Raw genomic sequence first — 19,592 nt, 5'->3', positions numbered from 1 at the left:
CAGGAGCACCCCATGTCCGACGCGAACATTCCCGGCGACCTGAAGTACACCGCAGAGCACGAGTGGGCCCGTATCGAGGGCAACAAGGTGGTGGTGGGCATCACCCACCACGCCCAGAGCACCCTGGGTGACGTCGTCTACGTGGAGCTGCCCAAGTCAGGCGCCAAGCTGGAGAAGGGCAAGCCCTTCGGCACCGTCGAGTCCGTGAAGGCCGTCTCCGAGCTGTTCAGCCCCCTGTCCGGCACCATCACCAAGGTGAACGAGGAGCTCACCGCGAGCCCCGAGACGCTCAATGAGGACCCCTACGGTGAGGGGTGGATCATCGAGCTCGAGCTCTCGGACAGCAGCCAGCTGGGCGAGCTGCTGGACGCCGCCGCCTACGCCGAGCTGCTCAAGAACGCCTGAGAGGGAAACGCCGAGCGGCCGTTGTTAGTGACGGTCCTCGAATTTTCCGACTCGGATGTCTTCGAGTCGCCAGCGAGTCACCACCGCCATGTCCCTGAACTGGAAGTACCAGGAGTCGTTCGCCGGCCGGCACATCGGTCCGGATGAGCAGGAGCTGAAGCAGATGCTGTCCGCGCTGGGCGTGGACTCGCTCGATGCCTTCATCGACCAGACCGTGCCCCCGGCCATCCGCTCCAAGGAGCCGCTGCGGCTGGGGCAGGCGCGCGGAGAGCACGAGCTGCTCGCGCAGCTGGAGACCATCGCCGCGAAGAACCAGGTGTTCCGGTCCTACATCGGCATGGGCTACCACGACACGCACACGCCCAACGTCATCCTGCGCAACATCTTCCAGAACCCGGGCTGGTACACGCAGTACACGCCCTACCAGGCGGAGATCGCCCAGGGTCGGCTGGAGGCGCTGCTCAACTTCCAGACGGTGGTGATGGACCTGACGGGGCTGGAGGTCGCCAACGCGTCGCTGCTCGACGAGGGCACCGCCGCCGCCGAGGCCATGTCGCTGGCCCTGCACGTCAAGGGGGAGGACGCGGGCGTCGCCTTCTTCATCTCCGAGGCGTGCCACCCGCAGACGGTGGACGTGGTGCGCACCCGCGCCGAGCCGCTGGGCGTCGAAATCGTCGTCGGCGACCACCGCACGGTGGACCTGACGGCGAAGAAGTACGTGGGCGCGCTGGTGCAGTACCCGGCCACGGACGGCGCGGTGGTGGACTACCGCGCGTTCGGCGAGAAGGTTCACGCCGCGGGCGGCCTGCTCATCGTCGCCGCGGACCTGCTCAGCCTCACGCTGTTGACGCCCCCGGGCGAGTTCGGCGCGGACGTGGCGGTGGGCAGCGCGCAGCGCTTCGGCGTGCCCATGGGGTACGGCGGTCCGCACGCGGGCTACTTCGCGACGAAGAACGCGTACACCCGCGTGATGCCGGGCCGGCTCATCGGCGTGTCCGAGGACGCGCAGGGCCGGCGCGCGCTGCGCATGGCGCTGCAGACGCGCGAGCAGCACATCCGCCGCGAGAAGGCGACGAGCAACATCTGCACCGCGCAGGTGCTGCTGGCCGTCATCGCCAGCATGTACGCCGTCTACCACGGGCCCAAGGGGCTCAAGGCCATCGCCGAGCGCGTACACGGGCTGACGGTGGTGCTGGCGCGGGGCCTGGCGAAGCTGGGCCTGAAGACGCGGCACGAGCAGTACTTCGACACGCTGTGCGTGGAGCTGACGGCGCCGCAGGTGCGCGCGGTGCTGGCGGCGGCGGAGTCCGCGCGGATGAACTTCCGCCGCATCGACGAGAAGACCCTGGGCGTGGCCCTGGACGAGACGACGCGCGCGTCCGACGTGGAGGCCATCCTCACCGCCTTCGCCACCGGCGCGGGCAAGGCCTCCCAGGTGCCGTCGCTGGACGACGTGGGCGCCAACGTGGAGAGCTCCATCTCCCCGGAGCTGCGCCGCCGGAGCGAGTTCCTCACGCACAGCGTCTTCAACAGCTACCACTCCGAGACGGAGATGCTGCGCTACATCCGGCGGCTCGAGGCCAAGGACCTGTCCTTGACGCACTCGATGATTCCGCTGGGCAGCTGCACCATGAAGCTCAACGCCACCGCGGAGATGATTCCGGTGACGTGGCCGCAGTTCGGCCGGCTGCACCCGTTCGCGCCCACCTCGCAGGCGGCCGGCTACAAGGTCATCTTCGAGCAGCTGGAGCAGATGCTCTCCGCCATCACCGGCTTCGCGGGCTGCTCGCTGCAGCCCAACGCCGGCAGCCAGGGCGAGTACGCGGGCCTCCTGGTCATCCGCGCGTACCACCAGGGCCGGGGCCAGGGGCACCGCGACGTGTGCCTCATCCCGTCCTCCGCGCACGGCACCAACCCAGCCTCCGCCGTGATGGCCGGCTACAAGGTCGTCGTCACGAAGTGCGATGAGAACGGCAACATCGACGTGGCGGACCTGCGCGCCCGCGCCGAGGAGCACAAGGACAAGCTGGCGGCGCTGATGGTGACGTACCCGTCCACGCACGGCGTGTTCGAGGAGGAGATCAAGGAGATCTGCTCCATCATCCACGAGCGCGGCGGCCAGGTTTACATGGACGGCGCCAACCTCAACGCGCAGGTGGGGCTCACCGCGCCGGGCCTCGTCGGTGCGGACGTCTGCCACATCAACCTGCACAAGACGTTCTGCATCCCGCACGGCGGCGGCGGCCCGGGCATGGGGCCCATCTGCGTGGCCAGCCACCTGGTCAAGCACCTGCCGGGGCACCCGGTCATCCAGACGGGCGGCTCGGACGGCATCGGCGCCATCTCCGCGGCCCCGTGGGGCAGCGCGAGCATCCTGCTCATCTCCTGGGTCTACATCTCGATGATGGGCGGCGAGGGCCTCACCCGCGCCACGAAGCTGGCCATCCTCAACGCCAACTACATCGCCGAGCGGCTCCAGCCGCACTTCCCGGTGCTGTACCGCGGCAAGCGGGGCAGGGTGGCGCACGAGTGCATCGTCGACCTGCGCCCGCTGAAGAAGACCTCCGGCGTCGAGGTGGAGGACGTGGCCAAGCGGTTGATGGACTACGGCTTCCACGCGCCGACGGTGTCCTTCCCCGTGGCCGGCACGCTGATGATCGAACCGACGGAGAGCGAGTCCCGCGCGGAGCTGGACCGCTTCTGCGACGCGATGATCGCCATCCGCCAGGAGATTCGCGACGTGGAGGAGGGGCGCATGCCCAAGGACAACAACGTCCTGAAGAACGCGCCCCACACCGCTCGCGTCATCACCGGGCCGGAGTGGAACCGTCCGTACTCGCGCGAGCTCGCCGTGTTCCCGGCGGCGTGGGTGCGCGAGAACAAGTTCTGGCCGTCCGTGGGCCGCCTCAACAACGTGCTCGGGGACCGCAAGCTCGTGTGCTCGTGCCCGCCCATCGAGGACTACATGACGCCGGAGCCCAAGCCCGCCGTCGCCTGACGCGGGCCCTCGGGGCTCGAGCGTGACACCGAAGGGCCGTCTCCCTCAGCGGGAGGCGGCCCTTGTCGTTGCGGGGACTGGCTTCAGTGGGACTCGGTGGCCGGGGCCCGCGCGTGTGCCGAGGCGCCGTCGTGCTCGGGCTCCACGTGCACCACCACGTCCACCACCTGGGGATACGCGGTGTGCAGCGTGCGCTCCACGCGGTCCGCCACCTCGTGGGCCTGGGCGGTGGTGAGGTTCGGGTCGACCTCGATCTTCAGGTCGACGTAGACGCTCTCCTCCATGCCCCGGCTGCGCACGTCGCGGCAGCTGCGCACGCCCGCCACGCCCATGGTGTGCTGCGCCACCTGCGCGGGGTCCAACCGCGCCGTGTCGGAGAGGATGCCCACCGCCTGCCGGACGATGCCGTAGGCCACCCACGCGACGAAGACCATGACGCCCAGCGCGATGATGCCGTCCGCCTTCGGGTAGCCCAGCGCCACCAGCCCCAGCGACGCGAGCACCGCCAGCGAGACGTAGACGTCGGACATCGTGTGGCTCGCGTCCGCCATCAACAGGCTGCTCTGGTACTTGCGCCCGTAGTGGCTCTCCACGCGCGTCACCGTGATGTTGACCACGAGCGTCAGCCCCATCACCACCGCCATGGCGGGCGTCACCTGCGCGTGCACGTCATGCAGGAGCGAGTCGAGCGCCATGCGCCCCAGCTCCAACATGCCGATGCCAATCATCGCGCCGATGCCCAGCGACGCGAGCGCCTCGAACTTGCCGTGTCCGTAGGGATGGTCCGCGTCCGCGGGCCGAGAGGCCACGCCCATGGCGACCAGCCCCAGCACGTTGGAGCCGCCGTCGATGAAGGAGTGCAGGCCGTCGGCCGTCACCGCGGCGGACTGGCTCAGCAGGCCGAAGACGAGCTTCGCGCCCGCCACCACCCAGTTGGCCGCGAGGATGGCGAGCAGCACCCCGCGGATGCGCTGGCTGCGTTGCTGGAGCGCGGCGCTCCGGTCGGCGAGGGTCGTGTCCACGGCGCGGCACCGTAACCAGAACCGCGCTCGGGCGCGAGGACCTGCCGCGTGTTCCGCGCGACGTCAGTTGGGTTGGCGGAACAACCGCATGCGGGGCCCGCCGCCCATCTCCAGGAAGAACCCGAAGGAGAAGCGCACCCGGGAGTCGTCACCCAACAGGCCTGGCGGCGGGTTGGGGAAGGGCTGCGCGCGCTGGAACGAGGACACCGCCTCCATGTCCAGGAAGTCCAGGCCGCTGCTCTTCTCCACCTGGATGTCGGTGATGCGGCCCTTCTCGTCGAGGGTGATCTCCAACAGCGTGTGCCTGTCGCGACCGGAGTACGTGCGGCCCGTCGGGTCCCTGCGGCGCAGCGACTCGTTCGGGTTCCAGTGCATGCCCACGCTCTGCTTCACGCGGTTGAAGAAGCTGGCGTACTTCCACTCGCGCGAGTTGAGCAGGGTGCCGTCGCCCTCCTCCACGTCCTTCAGGTGGTCATTGGGCGCGGCGCCCAGCACCTTGTCCATGGCCGCGCGCGAGGGCATCAGCGCGGCGATTCCCGGCGAGCCCACGCGCCCCGCGGAGCCTTCTTCCTCTCCGCCCGTGCCGGGCTGGATGCGCAGCCGCTTCGAGTTGCCCGTCAGCTCGTCGCTCTCGGTCTGGTTGTTCACCGCGACGCCACCCGGCGAGGTGGGGTCCGACTTCACCTTCACCTCGTTCTTCTTGTGGATGTCGGGGATCTCGAACGCGAACTTCTGTCCGCCCTCGGCCAGGGGCCGATCATCGTTGCCCATGCCGTTGTTGCCGGCGATGCGCGGCGCCGTGGGCTCCACGTCCGCGCCGTCCTGCTTCTGGGGCGCGGTGCGCTGGGGCATGGCGTTGCGGTAGAAGGGCGTCTGCTCGCGGGCCCGCGTCTCCTTGTCGACGCGGTTGTTGTGCTCGGCCAGGTACTTGGCGTCCGGGGCCTCCTGCTCGTTGCCCGGCGCCAGGTCCACCACCTGTCCCTGGGGGCGCGTCTCCGGCTTCTTCTCCTCGGGCTTCTTCTCCTCGACGCGCGGCCGGCTGGACAGGTTGGGCTGCGTCTTGGTGTTCGCCTGGCCCCGGTTCTTCGCCCACTGGGATTCCGTCATCGGCCGGACGGCCACGGAGGTGGGAGGGCGGGTGACGGCCTTGCGCTCACGGGGCGTCACCGGGAGTGTCCCGGTGAACAGGACGACGGCCAGGTAGCCGCCGTGCACCAGCAGGGCGAGCACCACCGCGGCGACCAAGCGCCACGGAGAGCCTCGCCGCCGCTTGCGGCGCCAGTCTGTGGGAGAAGAACCCGTGCTCACGGCGCGATGATAAACCTCCGGGCCCGCTGCCTAGTCCCGTCCCGTTCGCGGCAGAACAGGTGGACTGGGAGGGACATTCGCGAAACGTGCACGGTTCCCCGCGCGCGCCCCTTTTTCGAGCTCAGTAGATGGGGGCGACTTCAGCACCATTGAAGTAGTGGCGGAGGATGTCCTGGTAGCGATGTCCGGCCTCGGCTCGGCCGATGGCGCCAGTCTGACACATCCCTACTCCGTGGCCCCAGCCGCCGCCACGGAAAAGCCAGTGGGTGGGCCGGCCCTCGGCGTCCCGCTCGGCGTCCACCAGGGCCATGCTGCTGTTGAGCATCCCGAAGAGCCTGCGGATGTTCAGCTCTCCACGCACCTGCGTGGCCCCCTTGTCCCCGGACAGCGTCAGCACCCGCGCCCGGCCGGACACGCCCCGCTCGGTCAGCTCCATCGCCTGCACGCGGCCCACGCCCAGCCGGGCCACCAGCGCGTCCACCTGGGCCGCCGTGAAGCGCTTCTCCCAGCGGAACTTGCTCGGCTGCGCGAAGCTGGAGAGCCGGCAGGCGGCCCCGACCTCCGACGTGGCCAGCCACGCGGCCAGGCGGGAAGGGGAGGGGCCCGAGGCCACCGGCACGAGGATGTCCGGACGTCCCCGGAGACTCGGGTCCGGAGGGCCGCCCCAGACGATGTCGTTGTCCTCCGTGTGGCCGCCGCACACCGCGCTGTAGACGGAGTCCACCAGCCGGCCCTCCGCGCTGAAGAGCGCCTCGCCCCGGGTGGCCTCCACCGCGGCGGTGGTGCTGGCCGCCTCTCCCGTGCGTCCCCGGTACACCGCGCAGTGCTGCTCCGAGCAGAGCAGGTACGGGTCCGCCAGGTGCTTGATGCCCACCTTCGCGAGCACCTCGCCGCGCGCGGTGACGGCCTGGGCCTTGAGCGCCTCCGAGTGGGCGCGCGCGAAGATCTCCGCCGGCACCAGGCCCTTGAGCAGGTCCTCCAGGGGCACCACGTTGACCACCGCGAGCAGGCCCGCGCGGTCCACGGCGAACTGGAGCGAGCCCCGGAACGTGCGGTCCTCGAAGCCGTGGAAGTCGTAGCCCACGCCGAACTCCACCTGGCGCACGTCGAAGCCCGCGCCGTCCGGCGTCTCCGTGTCCAGCCGGTCCTGCGCCAGCCCCACCACCGCGCCGGACTCGTCGCGCACCTCGAGGATGCCGCGCCCCGGCGTCTTCGCCTCCTCGAACAGCGTCGTGCGCACGCCGAACGTGCGCAACAGCTCCGCCTGTCGCGCCGCCGCCTCCTCGGGCGTGAGCGTCTCGTCGACGAGCAGCAGCGTGCGCCGGTTGTCGATGACCTTGCCCGCGATGCCGTACACCGCGCCCAGCACGTGCGTGCGCACCGCGAGGCCTCGCGCCTTCCACTCCTCCTGCGCCGCGGCCAGACCCTCCTTGTCCGCGAAGCGGTGCTCGCTCAGCTGCACCCGCGCGGACAGCACCGCGGCCTCCGCCTGCGTCACGCGCACCGTCCACCGCGTGCCCGCCGCCGCGTCCAGCACCTTGTCCTCCGGCCCGCCGAAGCGCATCCGCATCCGCCCTCGGGGCGAGAACGTCGCCTCGCGCCGGCCCTCCATGAGGCGGATGGGCAGCCGGGGCTCTCCGCCTCGGAAGTCCAGGCGCTTGAGCTCTCCCGGACCGGGGATGCCCTGCGACAGCGCGTCCGGGAGCGGCGCGGGAGCAGGGGGCTCCTCGCCCGCGTCCGCGACCCCTGCGTCCACGGGCGGCTGCGTGCCCGCGTCGACGGGCACCTCCTGGCGCTCGTCCGCTCGCCCGTCCACCGGGGTGGTGGTTCGGGACGGCGGCTTGGGGCTCGCGCAGGTGGCGAGCAGCAGGGCGGAGAGCAGGAGCGGGACGGCGGTGCGCACGGGGGGCGACACCGTACCCGTCAGTCCGGGGCGTGTCACGGACCGGACGCCCGTGAGCCCGTCCGGGTCCACTTGTCCTGTGGCGAATAGAACGCGGCGCGTCTCGCGTTGGTCCTGCTCATGCGAATTTCCAAAGGCAACTTCCTGAAGCTGAAGACTCCCGTGGCCGCCGTGGCCACCAGCCTGCTCATGCTCGGTACGACCGCTCACGCAGCGGGCCTGGATGCCTTCGTTCCCACGCCGAACATCCCTGGCGTCTCCACGACGCGCGCGCCCGCGTCGCAGCCCACGACGGGCAGCCTGCCGGCCATCGGCGTGCAGCCCGTGGCGGGGACTCCCGTGGAGGCGTTGCCGGACCATGCGGACCACGCCGTCATCGCCACGCCCTCGCCGCAGCCGGGCATCCAGGCGAACGGGCTCGCGCCCGCCTCCGCGTCCGCGCAGTCCTTCACCCGCGAGTGGGTGGTGAGCCCCTCGGGCGACGACAACGGGGACGGCAGCGCCGCGCAGCCGCTGAAGACCATCACCAGGGCCGTGAGCCTCGCGGGCCCCGGTGAGGTCATCCGCGTGCAGGCCGGCACCTACGCCGAGCGCGTCATCATCGGCGCCAACGCGAAGGCGGGCACCGAGGGCGCGAAGATCACGCTGCAGGGCGAGGGCAGCCCGCGCATCGTCCCGGGCCCCGGCAGCGGCGGCATGGTGCAGGTGCGTCAGCCGCACTGGGTCATCGACGGGTTCGAGCTGGACGTGCAGCGCCAGCCCATCTTCGGTGTCACCTTCGAGGGCGACGTCACCGGCTCCATGCTGGTGAACTCCCACCTGCACCACGGCGGCGGCGGCGCGGCCGTGACGACCTTCAACAAGGCCACGGGCGCCATCATCGAGAACAACCACATCCACGACTTCCTGAAGACGACGGGCAACCAGGACTCGCACGGCGTCGTCGTGCAGCCCACGTCCAAGGACATCACCGTGCGCAACAACGACATCCACTCGAACTCGGGCGACTCCGTGCAGTGCCTGGGGCCGGAGGGCTTCAGCTCGCTGCCGCCCGCGGATGGCCTCGTCGTGGAGAACAACCACTTCTACGCCAACCGTGAGAACGCGGTGGACATCAAGACCTGCTACGGCGTGGTCATCCGCAACAACCGCATGCACCAGTTCCGCCCCTCGAGCACCGCGAAGGGGGACGTCGTCGTCATCCACTACTCCGCGAGCAACGTGCTGGTGGAGGACAATGAAATCTACGACGGCGCCAAGGGCATCTCCGTGGGTGGCAACCACGAGGGCCCCGTGCCCTCCGGCATCGTCGTGCGCCGCAACCGCGTGCACGGCATCTCCAACGCCAACGGCGGCGAGGGCACCGGCATCCGCCTGGAGAACTCCCAGGGCACCGTGGTGGTGAACAACACCGTCACCGGCACGACGACCGGCCTCATCATCGGCCACGGCACCGGCGGCCCCACCCAGTCCGCGGTGGTGCAGAACAACATCCTGGATGGCTCCGTCGCCGTGGACCTGGGCGGTCAGGCGCCGGGCCTGAAGCTGGGCAACAACCTCTTCGCGGCCAGCGGCCAGTTCAAGAGCCAGGGCGCCATGGTGGGGACCGAGCAGTTCCTCGCCACCACCGGGGACGCGTCGTCCTCCAGCGGCTCCGCCGACCTGGGCGAGGCCTTCGGTCCCGGTCCCCAGGCCGTGGACCGGGGCGTCGACGTGGGCCTGCCGTTCTGCGGCGGCGCCCCCGACATCGGCGCCGTCGAGATGGGCTGCTGACCCGGCCGACGGCCTGCTCCGCGGGGGAGGGCGCACCTGACGCCCGGAAATGAAAAGGCCCGATGCGGAGCGACTCTCCGCATCGGGCCTTGTCTATGAGGCGCCACCCGGATTCGAACCGGGGAATGAAGGTTTTGCAGACCTTTGCCTTACCACTTGGCTATGGCGCCGACGACTTGGGGCCGGGTTTATACGCAGCCAGCCACCACCCGGTCAAGGAATCAACGGAACCGGCCCCCGGGTCCTGACGTGACGGTACGATTCGCGCGGAAACGGTGATGTCCGCCTCGGGTGGACGTCGCGTGCTCGAGACGACCGAGGAGTCGCGTGATGCTGCATGGGCATGGGGTGTACCAGGAGGAGCACGAGGCCTTTCGCCGTACGGTGAGGGCGGTGGTGGAGAAGGAGATCCTCCCCCACGTGGCGCGCTGGGAGGAGGCGGAGGAGTTCCCCCGGGAGCTCTTCGCGCGCTTCGGCGAGCTGGGCTTCCTGGGCCTGAAGTACCCGGAGGCGTACGGCGGCACGGACGCCGGCGTGCTCTACGAGGCGGTGCTCCTGGAGGAGCTGGGCCGCTGCGGCTCGGGTGGGGTGTCCGCGGGCCTGGGCGCCCAGTTCACCATCTCCACCGGACCGCTGCACCTGTTCGGCACGGACGCGCAGAAGCGCCGGTGGCTCGCCCCCGCGATTCGCGGCGAGAAGATCGGCGCGCTCGGAATCACGGAGCCGGACGCCGGCTCGGACGTCGCGGGGCTGCGCACCACCGCGCGCCGTGACGGGGCGCACTACGTCGTCAACGGCTCCAAGACGTACATCACCAACGGCGTGCGCGCGGACTTCATCGTCCTGGCCGTGAAGACGGACCCCTCCAGGGGCCACAAGGGCCTGTCCATGCTGGTGGTGGAGAAGGACACGCCGGGCTTCACGGTGAGCCGCAAGCTCAAGAAGCTGGGCTGGCGCGCCTCGGACACCGCCGAGCTGTTCTTCGAGGACTGCCGGATCCCCGCGGAGAACCTGCTGGGGGTGGAGGACCAGGGCTTCTCGCAGATCATGGGCAACTTCCAGTGGGAGCGCCTGTCGCTCGCGCTGGGCGCGGTGGGCGCCATGGAGGACATGCTGGAGCGCGTCGTCGAGCACGTGAAGTCGCGCCGCGCCTTCGGCCAGTCGCTCAGCCAGATGCAGGTGGTGCGGCACAAGCTGGCGGACCTGTTCACCGCCCGCGAGTGCGCGCGCCAGCTCACCTACCACGCGCTCCGGCTGCACGCGGCGGGGGAGTGGGCCGTCGCCCAGACCTCCATGGCCAAGAAGGTGGCCACCGAGACGGCGTGCCGCGTCGCGGACGAGTGCCTGCAGCTCCACGGCGGCGCCGGCTACATGATGGAGTACGACATCCAGCGTCACTGGCGCGACGCCCGCCTGGGGCCCATCGGCGGCGGCGCCAGCGAGGTGATGAACGAAATCATCGCCAAGCAGCTCGGCCTGTAGGCCGTTCGGGACGTGGGGGAGGGGCAGGCGACCAGGCGGGACGGAAGAGGCCCCGGGGGCCCCGGGTTGAGACCGGAGAGCCCCCGCGGAGGTGTTGGTGGAGCCCACCATCCTGTGTACCGAGCTGTACCTGCGGCTGGGAGATGACGAGCTGCTCGTCATCGACTGCCGGGCCCCCTTCGACTGGGAGCACCACGACTTGCACATCCCCGGTGCCCTGAGGATGTTGCCCACGGAGGTGGCCCGGGACCACCGGATGCTGCCCGACGACGAGCTCATCGTCCTCTGTGGCGGCGCGCCGGACGGCTCGGATGTGCGCCGCGTCTGTCGCCTGCTGCGCATGCACGGGCGCAAGGCCGTCTGCCTCGACGGAGGCCTCCCCGCCTGGATTCGCGGGGGCTATCCCACCGAGCGTCACGTCCGGGCCCAGGTGGCGGGCCTGCATCGTTAGGTTTCTCCTGGATGCGGTGCGTCGTCAAAGGGTGTATGGAGCGGCGGACTTCCTCCCTTGGAGAACCGTTCCCATGGCCAAGCTTCGTGCCGCCCTCATCGGCGCCACCGGACTCGCGGGGCAGCAGTTCATCGCCGCCCTCAGGAACCACCCCTTCATCGAGCTGACCGGCCTGGCCGCGTCGCCTCGCTCGGCGGGCAAATCCTACGGGGACGCCCTGCGCACGGCCAACGGCATGACGGCGTGGTTCGTCTCCGAGCCGCTCTCGCCTGAAATCGCCCGCATGCAGGTGGTCAGCGGCGACGCGCTCCAGGCCCAGGACTACGACCTGGTCTTCTCCGCCGTGGAGGCGGACGTCGCGCGTGAGCTGGAGCCCCGGCTGGCCCGGGACATCCCCGTCTTCTCCGCCGCGAGCGCCTTCCGCTACGAGGACGACGTCCCGCTGCTCATCCCGCCCGTCAACGCCTCGCACGCGCCGCTCGTGCGCGAGCAGCAGCGCCGCCGCGGCTGGAAGGGCTTCATAGTCCCCAGCCCCAACTGCACGACGACGGGCCTGGCCGTGACGCTCGCGCCGCTCGTCGAGCGCTTCGGTGTGAAGGCCGTGCTGATGACCAGCCTGCAGGCCATGTCCGGCGCCGGCCGCTCGCCGGGCGTCATCGGCATGGACATCCTCGACAACGTCATCCCCTACATCCCCAAGGAGGAGCACAAGGTCGAGGTGGAGACGAAGAAGATCCTCGGCGCGTTGGGCCAGGACGGCTCCGCCCTCACGCCCCACGACCTCCGGGTCTCCTGCACCTGCACCCGCGTGGCCGTGATGGAGGGCCACACCGAGTCCGTCTTCGTCTCGCTGGGCACCAAGGCCACGGTGGCTGAAGTCACCCAGGCGATGCGCGAGTGGCGCGGCGCCGAGGTGGCCCGTGACCTGCCGTCCTCGCCCCCCCGGTGGATCGAGGTGCTGGACGACCCGTTCCGTCCTCAGCCCCGGTTGGACCGGGAGACCCATGGAGGCATGGCCACCACCGTCGGACGCGTGCGCGAGGATGGTGTCCTGGAGAACGGCTTCAAGTACGTGCTCGTCTCCCACAATACGAAGATGGGAGCGGCGCGTGGGTCCATCCTGGTGGCCGAGCAGCTGCGGGCCCAGGGGTTGCTCGGCTGACACCGCCGCGCGTCGGACCGATGGCACAAATTCAGGGTGCCATCCCTGTAACGAACCATTAGTCTGCGCGCCCACGGACGCGCTGAAGATTTCTAGAGGAGAGCTTTCATGGCCTACGTCGTCGCGGACCCTTGCATCAAGTGCAAGTACACAGACTGTGTCGAGGTCTGCCCGGTCAACTGTTTCTACGAGGGTGCGAACTTCCTGGTCATCCACCCGGACGAGTGCATCGACTGTGGCGCGTGCGAGCCCGTGTGCCCCACCAAGGCCATCTTCCCGGAGACCGAGCTCCCCGCGAAGTGGAAGGACTACAAGGCGCTGAACGCGGACTTCTCGTCCAAGTGGCCCAACATCGCGGAGAAGAAGACGTCCCTCCCCGAGGCCGAGGAGTACAAGGACAAGGAGGACAAGCGCTCCCTCCTGAGTGACGCGCCCGGCAAGTAGTCCGCTGGCGCCTGTCGCGCCCGTGAGTCTCGAGAAGGCCCTCCCGCTTGTTTCCGGCGCGAGGGCCTTCGCCATTGCGGGGCGCCTCATTCAGCCCGCGCTCAGCGAACGCAGCCGGAGCCCGCGTGCCTCCAGGGCCTCGCGCAGTCGGGTGAGCTCCGTGTCGGGGACGGGCCCCTGGTGGCCCTGGATGCGCAGCGAGACTTCACGGGGACCCGTCCGCTCCACCTCCACCGTGGCGTGCAGGCTGCCTCGGACGCTGAGGCTCAGCGCGGGGCGCTGTGACTTCACCAGGACCTCGATGCGCTCGATGACCTCCAGGGTCGACTCCACGCGGCTCGGTGGCTCGGGTGGGCTTGCTCCCGTCGACGCCGGGGCCAACTGCCGCGCCTCCGGAAGCGGGCCCTCCTGGGTAGGGACCAGCCGTGGGTTGTCCACGGGGACGGGCTCGGTCCTGGGAGTGCTCGACCCGGGCGTCGTGGGGAGCTGCGCCGCCTGACGGGAGACCTCCCGGACGACGAGCTCCGTGAGGCGCTGCTCGGTCCGCTCCTGATTCAGGACCTGCGCTTCACTCCGCACCGCACCCAGCCGGTGGGACTCGACGTGCATCGCCTGTCGGACCATGCCCAGCCGCTCGGGACTGGCCAGCACCCCGCGGGAGGTCGAGAGCACGGTGGTGGTGGTCCGGACGGTGGCGAGGCTCCGGGCTCCGAGCGGGAGGCTCGGCGGGCGCGCCTTTACGCCTGGAGAGGCCCTGGGCTCGCCGGGCGCGGGCCGGGGCGGGGGGGCCGAGGGGCGGCGGGAAGCGGACTCCTGGAGGGCTCGCTGGAAGCGCTCGCCGTCGGCGGGCCGTCGGGTGGAGGTACCGCTGTCGGTGGAGGCGTCGGTGTCGACCTTCATGTCATCCCTCGCTGGAGTGCGGGGGCGACACGAAGCAGCGGTCATGCCAAAAGGCTCCCCATGGGACGGTGGCGTCACCGTCCCAGCCGATGGAGGTCCAGGCTCTGGCGTGGGATGGGCCTTCAGCGCGGCTTCGAGCCGAACGCTCCGGGCTGCACCGGTGCGATGCCGGTCAGGTCGTTGACAGCCAGGGGACAGGAGGCCAGCGCCATGGGCTCCACGAGCCCGCCGATGCGCGCCCAGTCCCGCTCCTGGAAGAGGAGCGCGTCGCGCAGCTCGATGGACGACAGGCCCTTCTTGTACTCCCAGAAGCGACCCCTCACGAGGACGGTGTTGCCCTTGAGCAGCTTGTTGAGGTCCACGTACTGCTTGTCCTGGAGGATGGCGACGACCTCCACGCGCTCGCGCTTGCGCGGCTTGCCGAACTGGAACTCGTAGGTCGCCGTCGGCGCGGGCTCGGGCTCCGTCCAGATGAGGCGGGCCACCATGCGCTCCGGCTCCGGCTCCTCGCCCTTCTTGAGCTTCTTCTTCTTGGGCTTCTCCAGCTTCACGTCCACCAGCTCCAGGCCGCTGAACGCCAGCTCGTGGTCCAGGTAGTTGTCGCGGAACAGGGCCTCGGCGGTGGAGACGGCCACCGAGTTCACCCGCTGGACCTCCTCCTTGTACCGCTCTCGCAGCACCGGCAGCGTGAGCAGGAAGCTGTCCACCGGCTTCGTGCCGTCGGCGAGGAAGCGCAGCCGTGCCATGTCGATGGCCGGGTAGTAGGGGACGAGCGACTCGGCCGTCTTCAACCAGTCGGGGCGCAGCTGCTTGTCGATGAGCACCCGTCGCACCATGGTGACGAAGTAGCTGTTGCCCGGGAAGCGGTCCGTCACCAGCTGGGTGTTCAGCGCCTGCACGAGCGCCGGATCCAGCATGAAGTTCTCGTCGCGCTTGTGGAACTGCGTGCCCACCTCGCCGAGCAGCGTCAGGTACGCGCCCACCACCTGCGCGCAGTTGGCGTCGGCGGTGCCCTGGTCCAGGGCCTGGAACAGGCGCGTGCGCAGGAAGCGTTTGTCGATGGCCTCCTCGCGGAAGACGGGAGCCTCTCCGGTGCCGAAGAAGAACTCGGGCTGGGCGAGTGCGGGGCTGGCCAGCAGCCCCAGGGCGAGGACGAGCAGTCGGGCGGTACGCATCACCCGGCAGCCTATCATCCCGGGCTCGTCGTGGAGAGTGGGGCGGGCACGGCGGACGCCCGCAGGACCAGGCCCGCGGCGACCAGCTCCACCACGCCTGCCACCGCGAAGAGCCGGTGGCCGCCGAGCCAGTCGTAGCCCACTCCCGACGACAGGTAGCCCACCAGTCCGCCGAGTCCGAAGGTGAACGCCGCGAACAGCGCCTGCCCGGACGCGCGCAGCTCCGGGGGCACGCGTCGCGACAGGAACGCCACGCTGGCCACGTAGAACGCACCGAAGGTCATCCCGTGCAAGGGCGCTATCAGCACCATGCCCTCGGGGGACGACACCAGGGCCATGCCGCCCCAGCGCACCGCGCTCGCGACGAAGGCCACGGCCAGCACGACGCGCGGCGCGGTGTCCTTGGCCACGCGCGAGTAGAACGCCATCACCGCCACCTCCGCGATGACGCCGATGCCCGCCACCGTGCCGACCACCGCGGGCGACAGGCCCAGCGACATGACGTGGATGGAGAAGGTCCCGTGGAAGGGCGCGCACGCCATCCAATGCAGGCTGGTGGCGGCGAGCAGCCAGCGCAGGTCCGGGTGTCTCAGGAGCGCCAGGCCCGCCAGCGGGCTCAGGCCCCGGCTGGGCGCGGCGGTGTCCCGCAGGGTGAAGCTCCAGGGCACGAGCGCGGACAGCAGCGCGAGCGGGACCAGGACCACCCACTCGTTCACGCCCGTGACGAGCCAGCCGAAGAGCACCGTCGAGGTGATGAACCCCACGGAGCCGAAAAGCCGCACGTGCGCGAAGCTGTCCCCGGTGCGCGCGACATGGTGCAGGGTGAGGCTGTCCATGAGGGGCGTGAAGGCGCAGACGAAGCACGCGTACAGCGCCATGGCCGGCACGAGCGTGTCGAAGGTCCGCGCGCGGCCCACGAGCGCGAAGGCGAGCGCCGCGCCGAGCGCCAGCACGGTGAGGACCCGGGACGCACGGCCGGTGCGGTCGGCGAGGTGGCCCCACATCGGCGGAACGAGCAGGGAGGCCAAGGGGCTGAGGCACAGGAGCAGCCCCACCTGCGTCGCGGACAGCGACAGCGACTTGAACCAGGCGGGCAGGAACGGGAGGACGATGCCCACCGCGGCGAAGTAGAGGAAGTAGAAGCCCGCCAGCGGCAGGCGGCTGGCGACGGGGCGGGGGCTCATGGACGGTTGGGACCTTGACATGTCCGGGTGCTTTTCCGCCTGTTGACCTCGCTGCCTTTTGTGTACCTTGCCCTCGACATGGCCAGTTCCACGGACATTTCCGCGCCCGTCACCGTCGCCCAGATCCGGGACGAGGCGGAGCTCATGCAGGCGCTCGCCATCCGCGAGGTGGTGTTCATCGAGGAGCAGCACGTCCCCGAGGGCATCGAGCGCGATGCCGAGGACGCGAACGCGTACCACATCATCGCCCACCAGGGAGGCCACGCCATCGGCACGGGGCGGCTGGTGATGTTGCCTCAAGCGCCCGAGGGCGAGCAGGGCCCCTGGGGGCAGGTGGGGCGCATGGCGGTGCTGCAGGCGCATCGCAAGGCCCGCGTGGGCTCGCTGCTTTTGACGACCCTGGAGGCGGAAGCGGTCCGCCGCGGGGTCAAGGGCATCATGCTGCACGCGCAGCTCTACGCGCTCGAGTTCTACAAGAAGCACGGCTACACCGAGGTGGGCACCGTGTTCCTCGAGGGCGGCATCGACCACCTGGAGATGCGCAAGCGCTTCTAGGTGGCCGTGGTTTCAGCGGCGCGGAGGACGGGGCGCGGGAGGCTGTGCGTGCCTGGGGTCCTCCGGCCAGGAGTGGCGCGGGTACTTGCGCCCCAGCTCCTTGCGCAGCGCCGGGTAGTGTCGCTCCCAGAAACCCGCCAGGTCGGTCGTCACCTGCACGGCGCGCATGTTGGGCGCGAGCAGGTGCAGCACCAGCGGCACGCGGCCCGCGCACACGCTGGGCCCCTGCGCCATCCCGAAGAAGTCCTGGAGCCGTGACTCCACCCAGGGCGGCTTGCCCGGCTCGTAGTTCACCTTGACGCCCCGGCCGCCCGGGAGGGTGACGCGCTCGGGAGCGTGTGTGGCGAGCAGTCGCTGCTGTTCCGAGGTGAGGCGCGCGTAGAGCGCGTCGAGCAGCGAGACGCCCTCCAGGTCCTTGAAGCTGCGCGCGTCCGAGCACAGGGACGCGAGCGCATCGCGCAGGAAGGTGTCGTCGACGGTGGGGAACTTCGCCTCGGGGAAGGCCTGGGCGAGCAGGGCCACGCGGGTGCGCCATTGCTCCAGCGCCTCGGGCTCGGCGAAGCGGCCGGGGCCGGCGGCGAGCGCGGCTTCGACGAGGACGCGCGCGGTGGCCTCGGAGGCGGGCGCGGGCGTTCGGGTCTCCTCGAGGACGAGGTTGCCGTAGGACAGGCGGGTGAGGCGCTCCACGCGGCGCGCCTCGGCGTTCCACTGGAGGGTGTCCACCTCCTCGAGCGTCTCCGGGTAGAGGTCCAGCAGCCACTCGGGCTCCACGGCGCTGGCCAGTCGCACCACGGCGCCGCGGCCGGGGCGCTCCTCCGCGTCCGCGGCGACCATCAGGTCCGCGTCCTGGACGACGCTCAGCTCGGAGAGGGACGCGGTGCCGCCGCCGAAGAGCAGCAGCTCGGGCGCGCGGGGTCGACGACGTCGCGCGACGCGGTCCGGGTAGCCCGCGAGGACGCTGAGCATGAGGGCCTGTTCCACGTCCTCGGGTCGGTGCGGGCGCTCGCCCTGGCTTCGCACGGCGCGGCGGAGCTGCTTCTGCACGCGGTCCACGGACTGCACCGCGCCCTGTTCGAGCGAGAGGGAGTGGAGGCGTCCGGAGGAGAAGTTGGAGCGCTCGGCTTCGCGGAAGCGTTCGAGGAGCTCGAGCAGATCCGAGGGGCCACTGACGACGGCGGCGGCGCGCTGGCCACCCCCGAGGTTGGCGCGAGCCTCGCGGCGGATGTCGCGCTCGCCCATGAGGGCCGCGAGGGTGGCCGCGTCGGCGCCGACACCGCGTCGCTCGCCTTCGACGATGATGCGAGCCTGGCGCGGGTGGACAGGGAAGCGCAGGAGGCGCTGGCCCACGTCGGTGACGGCCCCCTTGGCATCCACCGCGCCGAGGCGACGCAGCAGCGTCTCCGCCGCGTCGAGCGAGGCGGTGGGAGGTGGCTCGAAGAAGGGGAAGGCGGTCAGGTCGGTCACGCCGGAGGCGCGAAGGGACAGGATGGTCTCCGCCAGGTCCATGCGGCGGATCTCGGGCGCGTCCTGTTCCGGGCGACCGTCGAAGTCGTGCTGGGTGTAGAGGCGAAGGCAGTGCCCGGCGCGGGTGCGGCCGGCGCGGCCTGCGCGCTGGACGGCGGAGGCGCGGCTGACCTTGGACAGCTTGAGCGTGGGGAGTCCTGACCAGGGCGAGTGGCTGGCCACGCGCGCGAGGCCCGTGTCGATGACCACGGCGACGCCGTCGATGGTGACGGAGGTCTCGGCCACGTTGGTGGAGAGGATGATCTTCCGGCGCGAGCTCCTGCGCACGGCGCGGTCCTGCTCCGCGGGGGACAGGTCGCCGTGGAGGGGGAGGACGTCGGTGTCGTGGCGTTCGGCGAACTCGGCGCAGGCGTCGCGGGTGCGGCGGATCTCTCCGGCGCCGGGGAGGAAGACGAGCACATCGCCGTCGACGCCCTGGGTGAACAGGCGCTTGATGCCGGAGAGGACCTGCTGGTCCAGGTGCCGGTCATCGGGAGTCGGGAGGTATTCGACGCTCACGTCGAAGCGGCGTCCCTGGGAGCGAAGAGAGGGACAACCTCCGAGGTACGCCCGGACGGGTTCGGCCTCCAGGGTCGCGGACATGACGACGAGCTTGAGGTCCGGGCGACGCGTCTCCTGGAGTCGACGGAGCATCGCGAGGGAGATGTCGGCGGACAGGTGGCGCTCGTGGAACTCATCGAGCACGACGATGCCGACGTCGCGGAGGGTGGGGTCGGAGAGGAGGCGTCGGCCGAGGACGCCCTCGGTGACGAAGGACATGCGCGTCTTCGCGCTGCGGACATCCTCGAAGCGGACCTGGTAGCCGACAGTTTCTCCCACGCGCTCGCCGAGCTCCTCGGAGACACGCTGGGCGGCGAGCCGGGTGGGCAGTCGGCGCGGCTGGAGGACGACGATCTCCTTGCCCGCGCCGAGACCGGCTTCGAGCAGGGCGCGGGGGACTCGGGTCGTCTTGCCCGCGCCGGGAGGTGCTTCGAGCACGAGCGAGCGAGCGCCGCGCAGCGTGGAGACGATCTCCGGGAGGAGCGGGTCGATGGGAAGGGTGGCATCCGCCATGGCGGGTGTCCTCTCAGGGGCGAGCCGGGGCTCGCTCACGGGGCGTCGCACAATGGCGCGTGCGGCACGCAGTGGGGAAGGGCGGCATCCATTCAGGCGCGAGCCGGGGCTCGCTCACGGGGCGCCGCACGATGGCGCGTGCGGCTCGCAGTACGGAAGGGCGGCATCCATCCTGGCCGGTGTGCTCTCGCGCACGCCTTGGGCTCGCATGGGTGAACGGGCCTCGCCAATGTGGAGAAGCCCGCTGGAAGGG

General features: G+C 70.5%; 15 protein-coding genes and 1 tRNA gene. 8 read left to right on the top strand and 8 right to left on the bottom strand.

Going from position 1 to position 19,592, the window contains the following annotated elements; translation table 11 throughout:
* Positions 1 to 12: 12 nt before the first annotated feature.
* Positions 13 to 405, top strand: a complete 393-nt coding sequence (gene gcvH, locus OWM54_RS02435; RefSeq protein ID WP_267696518.1) for a glycine cleavage system protein GcvH — start codon at positions 13 to 15, stop codon at positions 403 to 405.
* A gap of 88 nt (positions 406 to 493) precedes the next feature.
* A complete protein-coding gene (gene gcvP, locus OWM54_RS02430) occupies positions 494 to 3,403 on the top strand; it encodes an aminomethyl-transferring glycine dehydrogenase (RefSeq protein ID WP_267696517.1) in 2,910 nt (969 codons plus the stop codon).
* Between the two features lie 83 nt (positions 3,404 to 3,486).
* Here the strand turns inward: gcvP and OWM54_RS02425 are convergent, their stop codons facing one another.
* The 3 genes from OWM54_RS02425 to OWM54_RS02415 form a co-directional block, all read right to left on the bottom strand.
* The gene (locus OWM54_RS02425) at positions 3,487 to 4,425 is read right to left on the bottom strand and encodes a cation diffusion facilitator family transporter (RefSeq protein ID WP_223751734.1); all 939 of its coding nucleotides are present in this window, start codon (positions 4,423 to 4,425) and stop codon (positions 3,487 to 3,489) included.
* 63 nt (positions 4,426 to 4,488) lie between these two features.
* Positions 4,489 to 5,733 carry an energy transducer TonB gene (locus OWM54_RS02420; RefSeq protein WP_223751733.1) on the bottom strand — a complete coding sequence of 415 codons (1,245 nt, stop codon included), beginning with the start codon at positions 5,731 to 5,733 and terminating at the stop codon, positions 4,489 to 4,491.
* A 121-nt stretch (positions 5,734 to 5,854) separates the two neighbouring features.
* Positions 5,855 to 7,636 carry a SpoIID/LytB domain-containing protein gene (locus OWM54_RS02415; protein WP_267696516.1) on the bottom strand — a complete coding sequence of 594 codons (1,782 nt, stop codon included), beginning with the start codon at positions 7,634 to 7,636 and terminating at the stop codon, positions 5,855 to 5,857.
* 120 nt (positions 7,637 to 7,756) lie between these two features.
* On the opposite strand from OWM54_RS02415, the gene OWM54_RS02410 reads away from it, so the two are divergent.
* On the top strand, positions 7,757 to 9,409 hold the full coding sequence (locus OWM54_RS02410) for a right-handed parallel beta-helix repeat-containing protein (RefSeq protein WP_267696515.1): 1,653 nt from the start codon (positions 7,757 to 7,759) through the stop codon (positions 9,407 to 9,409).
* Between the two features lie 98 nt (positions 9,410 to 9,507).
* On the opposite strand, the gene OWM54_RS02405 is transcribed toward OWM54_RS02410, so the two are convergent.
* A tRNA-Cys gene (locus OWM54_RS02405) sits at positions 9,508 to 9,579 on the bottom strand.
* Positions 9,580 to 9,739: 160 nt separating this feature from the next.
* Between OWM54_RS02405 and OWM54_RS02400 the strand changes: the two genes are divergently transcribed.
* The 4 genes from OWM54_RS02400 (at position 9,740) to fdxA (ending at position 12,948) form a co-directional block, all read left to right on the top strand.
* Positions 9,740 to 10,891, top strand: a complete 1,152-nt coding sequence (locus tag OWM54_RS02400; protein ID WP_267696514.1) for an acyl-CoA dehydrogenase family protein — start codon at positions 9,740 to 9,742, stop codon at positions 10,889 to 10,891.
* A 97-nt stretch (positions 10,892 to 10,988) separates the two neighbouring features.
* Positions 10,989 to 11,342, top strand: a complete 354-nt coding sequence (locus OWM54_RS02395; protein ID WP_223751729.1) for a rhodanese-like domain-containing protein — start codon at positions 10,989 to 10,991, stop codon at positions 11,340 to 11,342.
* A 73-nt stretch (positions 11,343 to 11,415) separates the two neighbouring features.
* On the top strand, positions 11,416 to 12,504 hold the full coding sequence (gene asd, locus OWM54_RS02390; protein ID WP_267696513.1) for an aspartate-semialdehyde dehydrogenase: 1,089 nt from the start codon (positions 11,416 to 11,418) through the stop codon (positions 12,502 to 12,504).
* A gap of 108 nt (positions 12,505 to 12,612) precedes the next feature.
* A complete protein-coding gene (gene fdxA / locus OWM54_RS02385) occupies positions 12,613 to 12,948 on the top strand; it encodes a ferredoxin FdxA (RefSeq protein WP_223751727.1) in 336 nt (111 codons plus the stop codon).
* Between the two features lie 90 nt (positions 12,949 to 13,038).
* Here the strand turns inward: fdxA and OWM54_RS02380 are convergent, their stop codons facing one another.
* The 3 genes from OWM54_RS02380 to OWM54_RS02370 all read right to left on the bottom strand — a co-directional run bounded on the left by OWM54_RS02380 (position 13,039) and on the right by OWM54_RS02370 (position 16,207).
* Positions 13,039 to 13,848, bottom strand: a complete 810-nt coding sequence (locus tag OWM54_RS02380; protein ID WP_267696512.1) for a hypothetical protein — start codon at positions 13,846 to 13,848, stop codon at positions 13,039 to 13,041.
* Positions 13,849 to 13,970: 122 nt separating this feature from the next.
* On the bottom strand, positions 13,971 to 15,023 hold the full coding sequence (locus tag OWM54_RS02375; protein WP_141332229.1) for a hypothetical protein: 1,053 nt from the start codon (positions 15,021 to 15,023) through the stop codon (positions 13,971 to 13,973).
* A gap of 14 nt (positions 15,024 to 15,037) precedes the next feature.
* Positions 15,038 to 16,207: an MFS transporter gene (locus tag OWM54_RS02370; RefSeq protein WP_223751725.1), complete on the bottom strand. Its 1,170-nt coding sequence runs from the start codon at positions 16,205 to 16,207 to the stop codon at positions 15,038 to 15,040.
* A 78-nt stretch (positions 16,208 to 16,285) separates the two neighbouring features.
* Here OWM54_RS02370 and OWM54_RS02365 point away from each other — a divergent pair, with 78 nt between their 5' ends.
* Positions 16,286 to 16,762, top strand: a complete 477-nt coding sequence (locus tag OWM54_RS02365; protein ID WP_141332227.1) for a GNAT family N-acetyltransferase — start codon at positions 16,286 to 16,288, stop codon at positions 16,760 to 16,762.
* Positions 16,763 to 16,774: 12 nt separating this feature from the next.
* On the opposite strand, the gene hrpB is transcribed toward OWM54_RS02365, so the two are convergent.
* The gene (gene hrpB, locus OWM54_RS02360) at positions 16,775 to 19,339 is read right to left on the bottom strand and encodes an ATP-dependent helicase HrpB (RefSeq protein ID WP_223784645.1); all 2,565 of its coding nucleotides are present in this window, start codon (positions 19,337 to 19,339) and stop codon (positions 16,775 to 16,777) included.
* Positions 19,340 to 19,592: the final 253 nt, after the last annotated feature.

It is taken from the genome of Myxococcus sp. MISCRS1, from assembly GCF_026626605.1.
Lineage (GTDB): Bacteria > Myxococcota > Myxococcia > Myxococcales > Myxococcaceae > Myxococcus > Myxococcus fulvus.
This window is presented reverse-complemented; position numbering and strand designations above follow the sequence as displayed.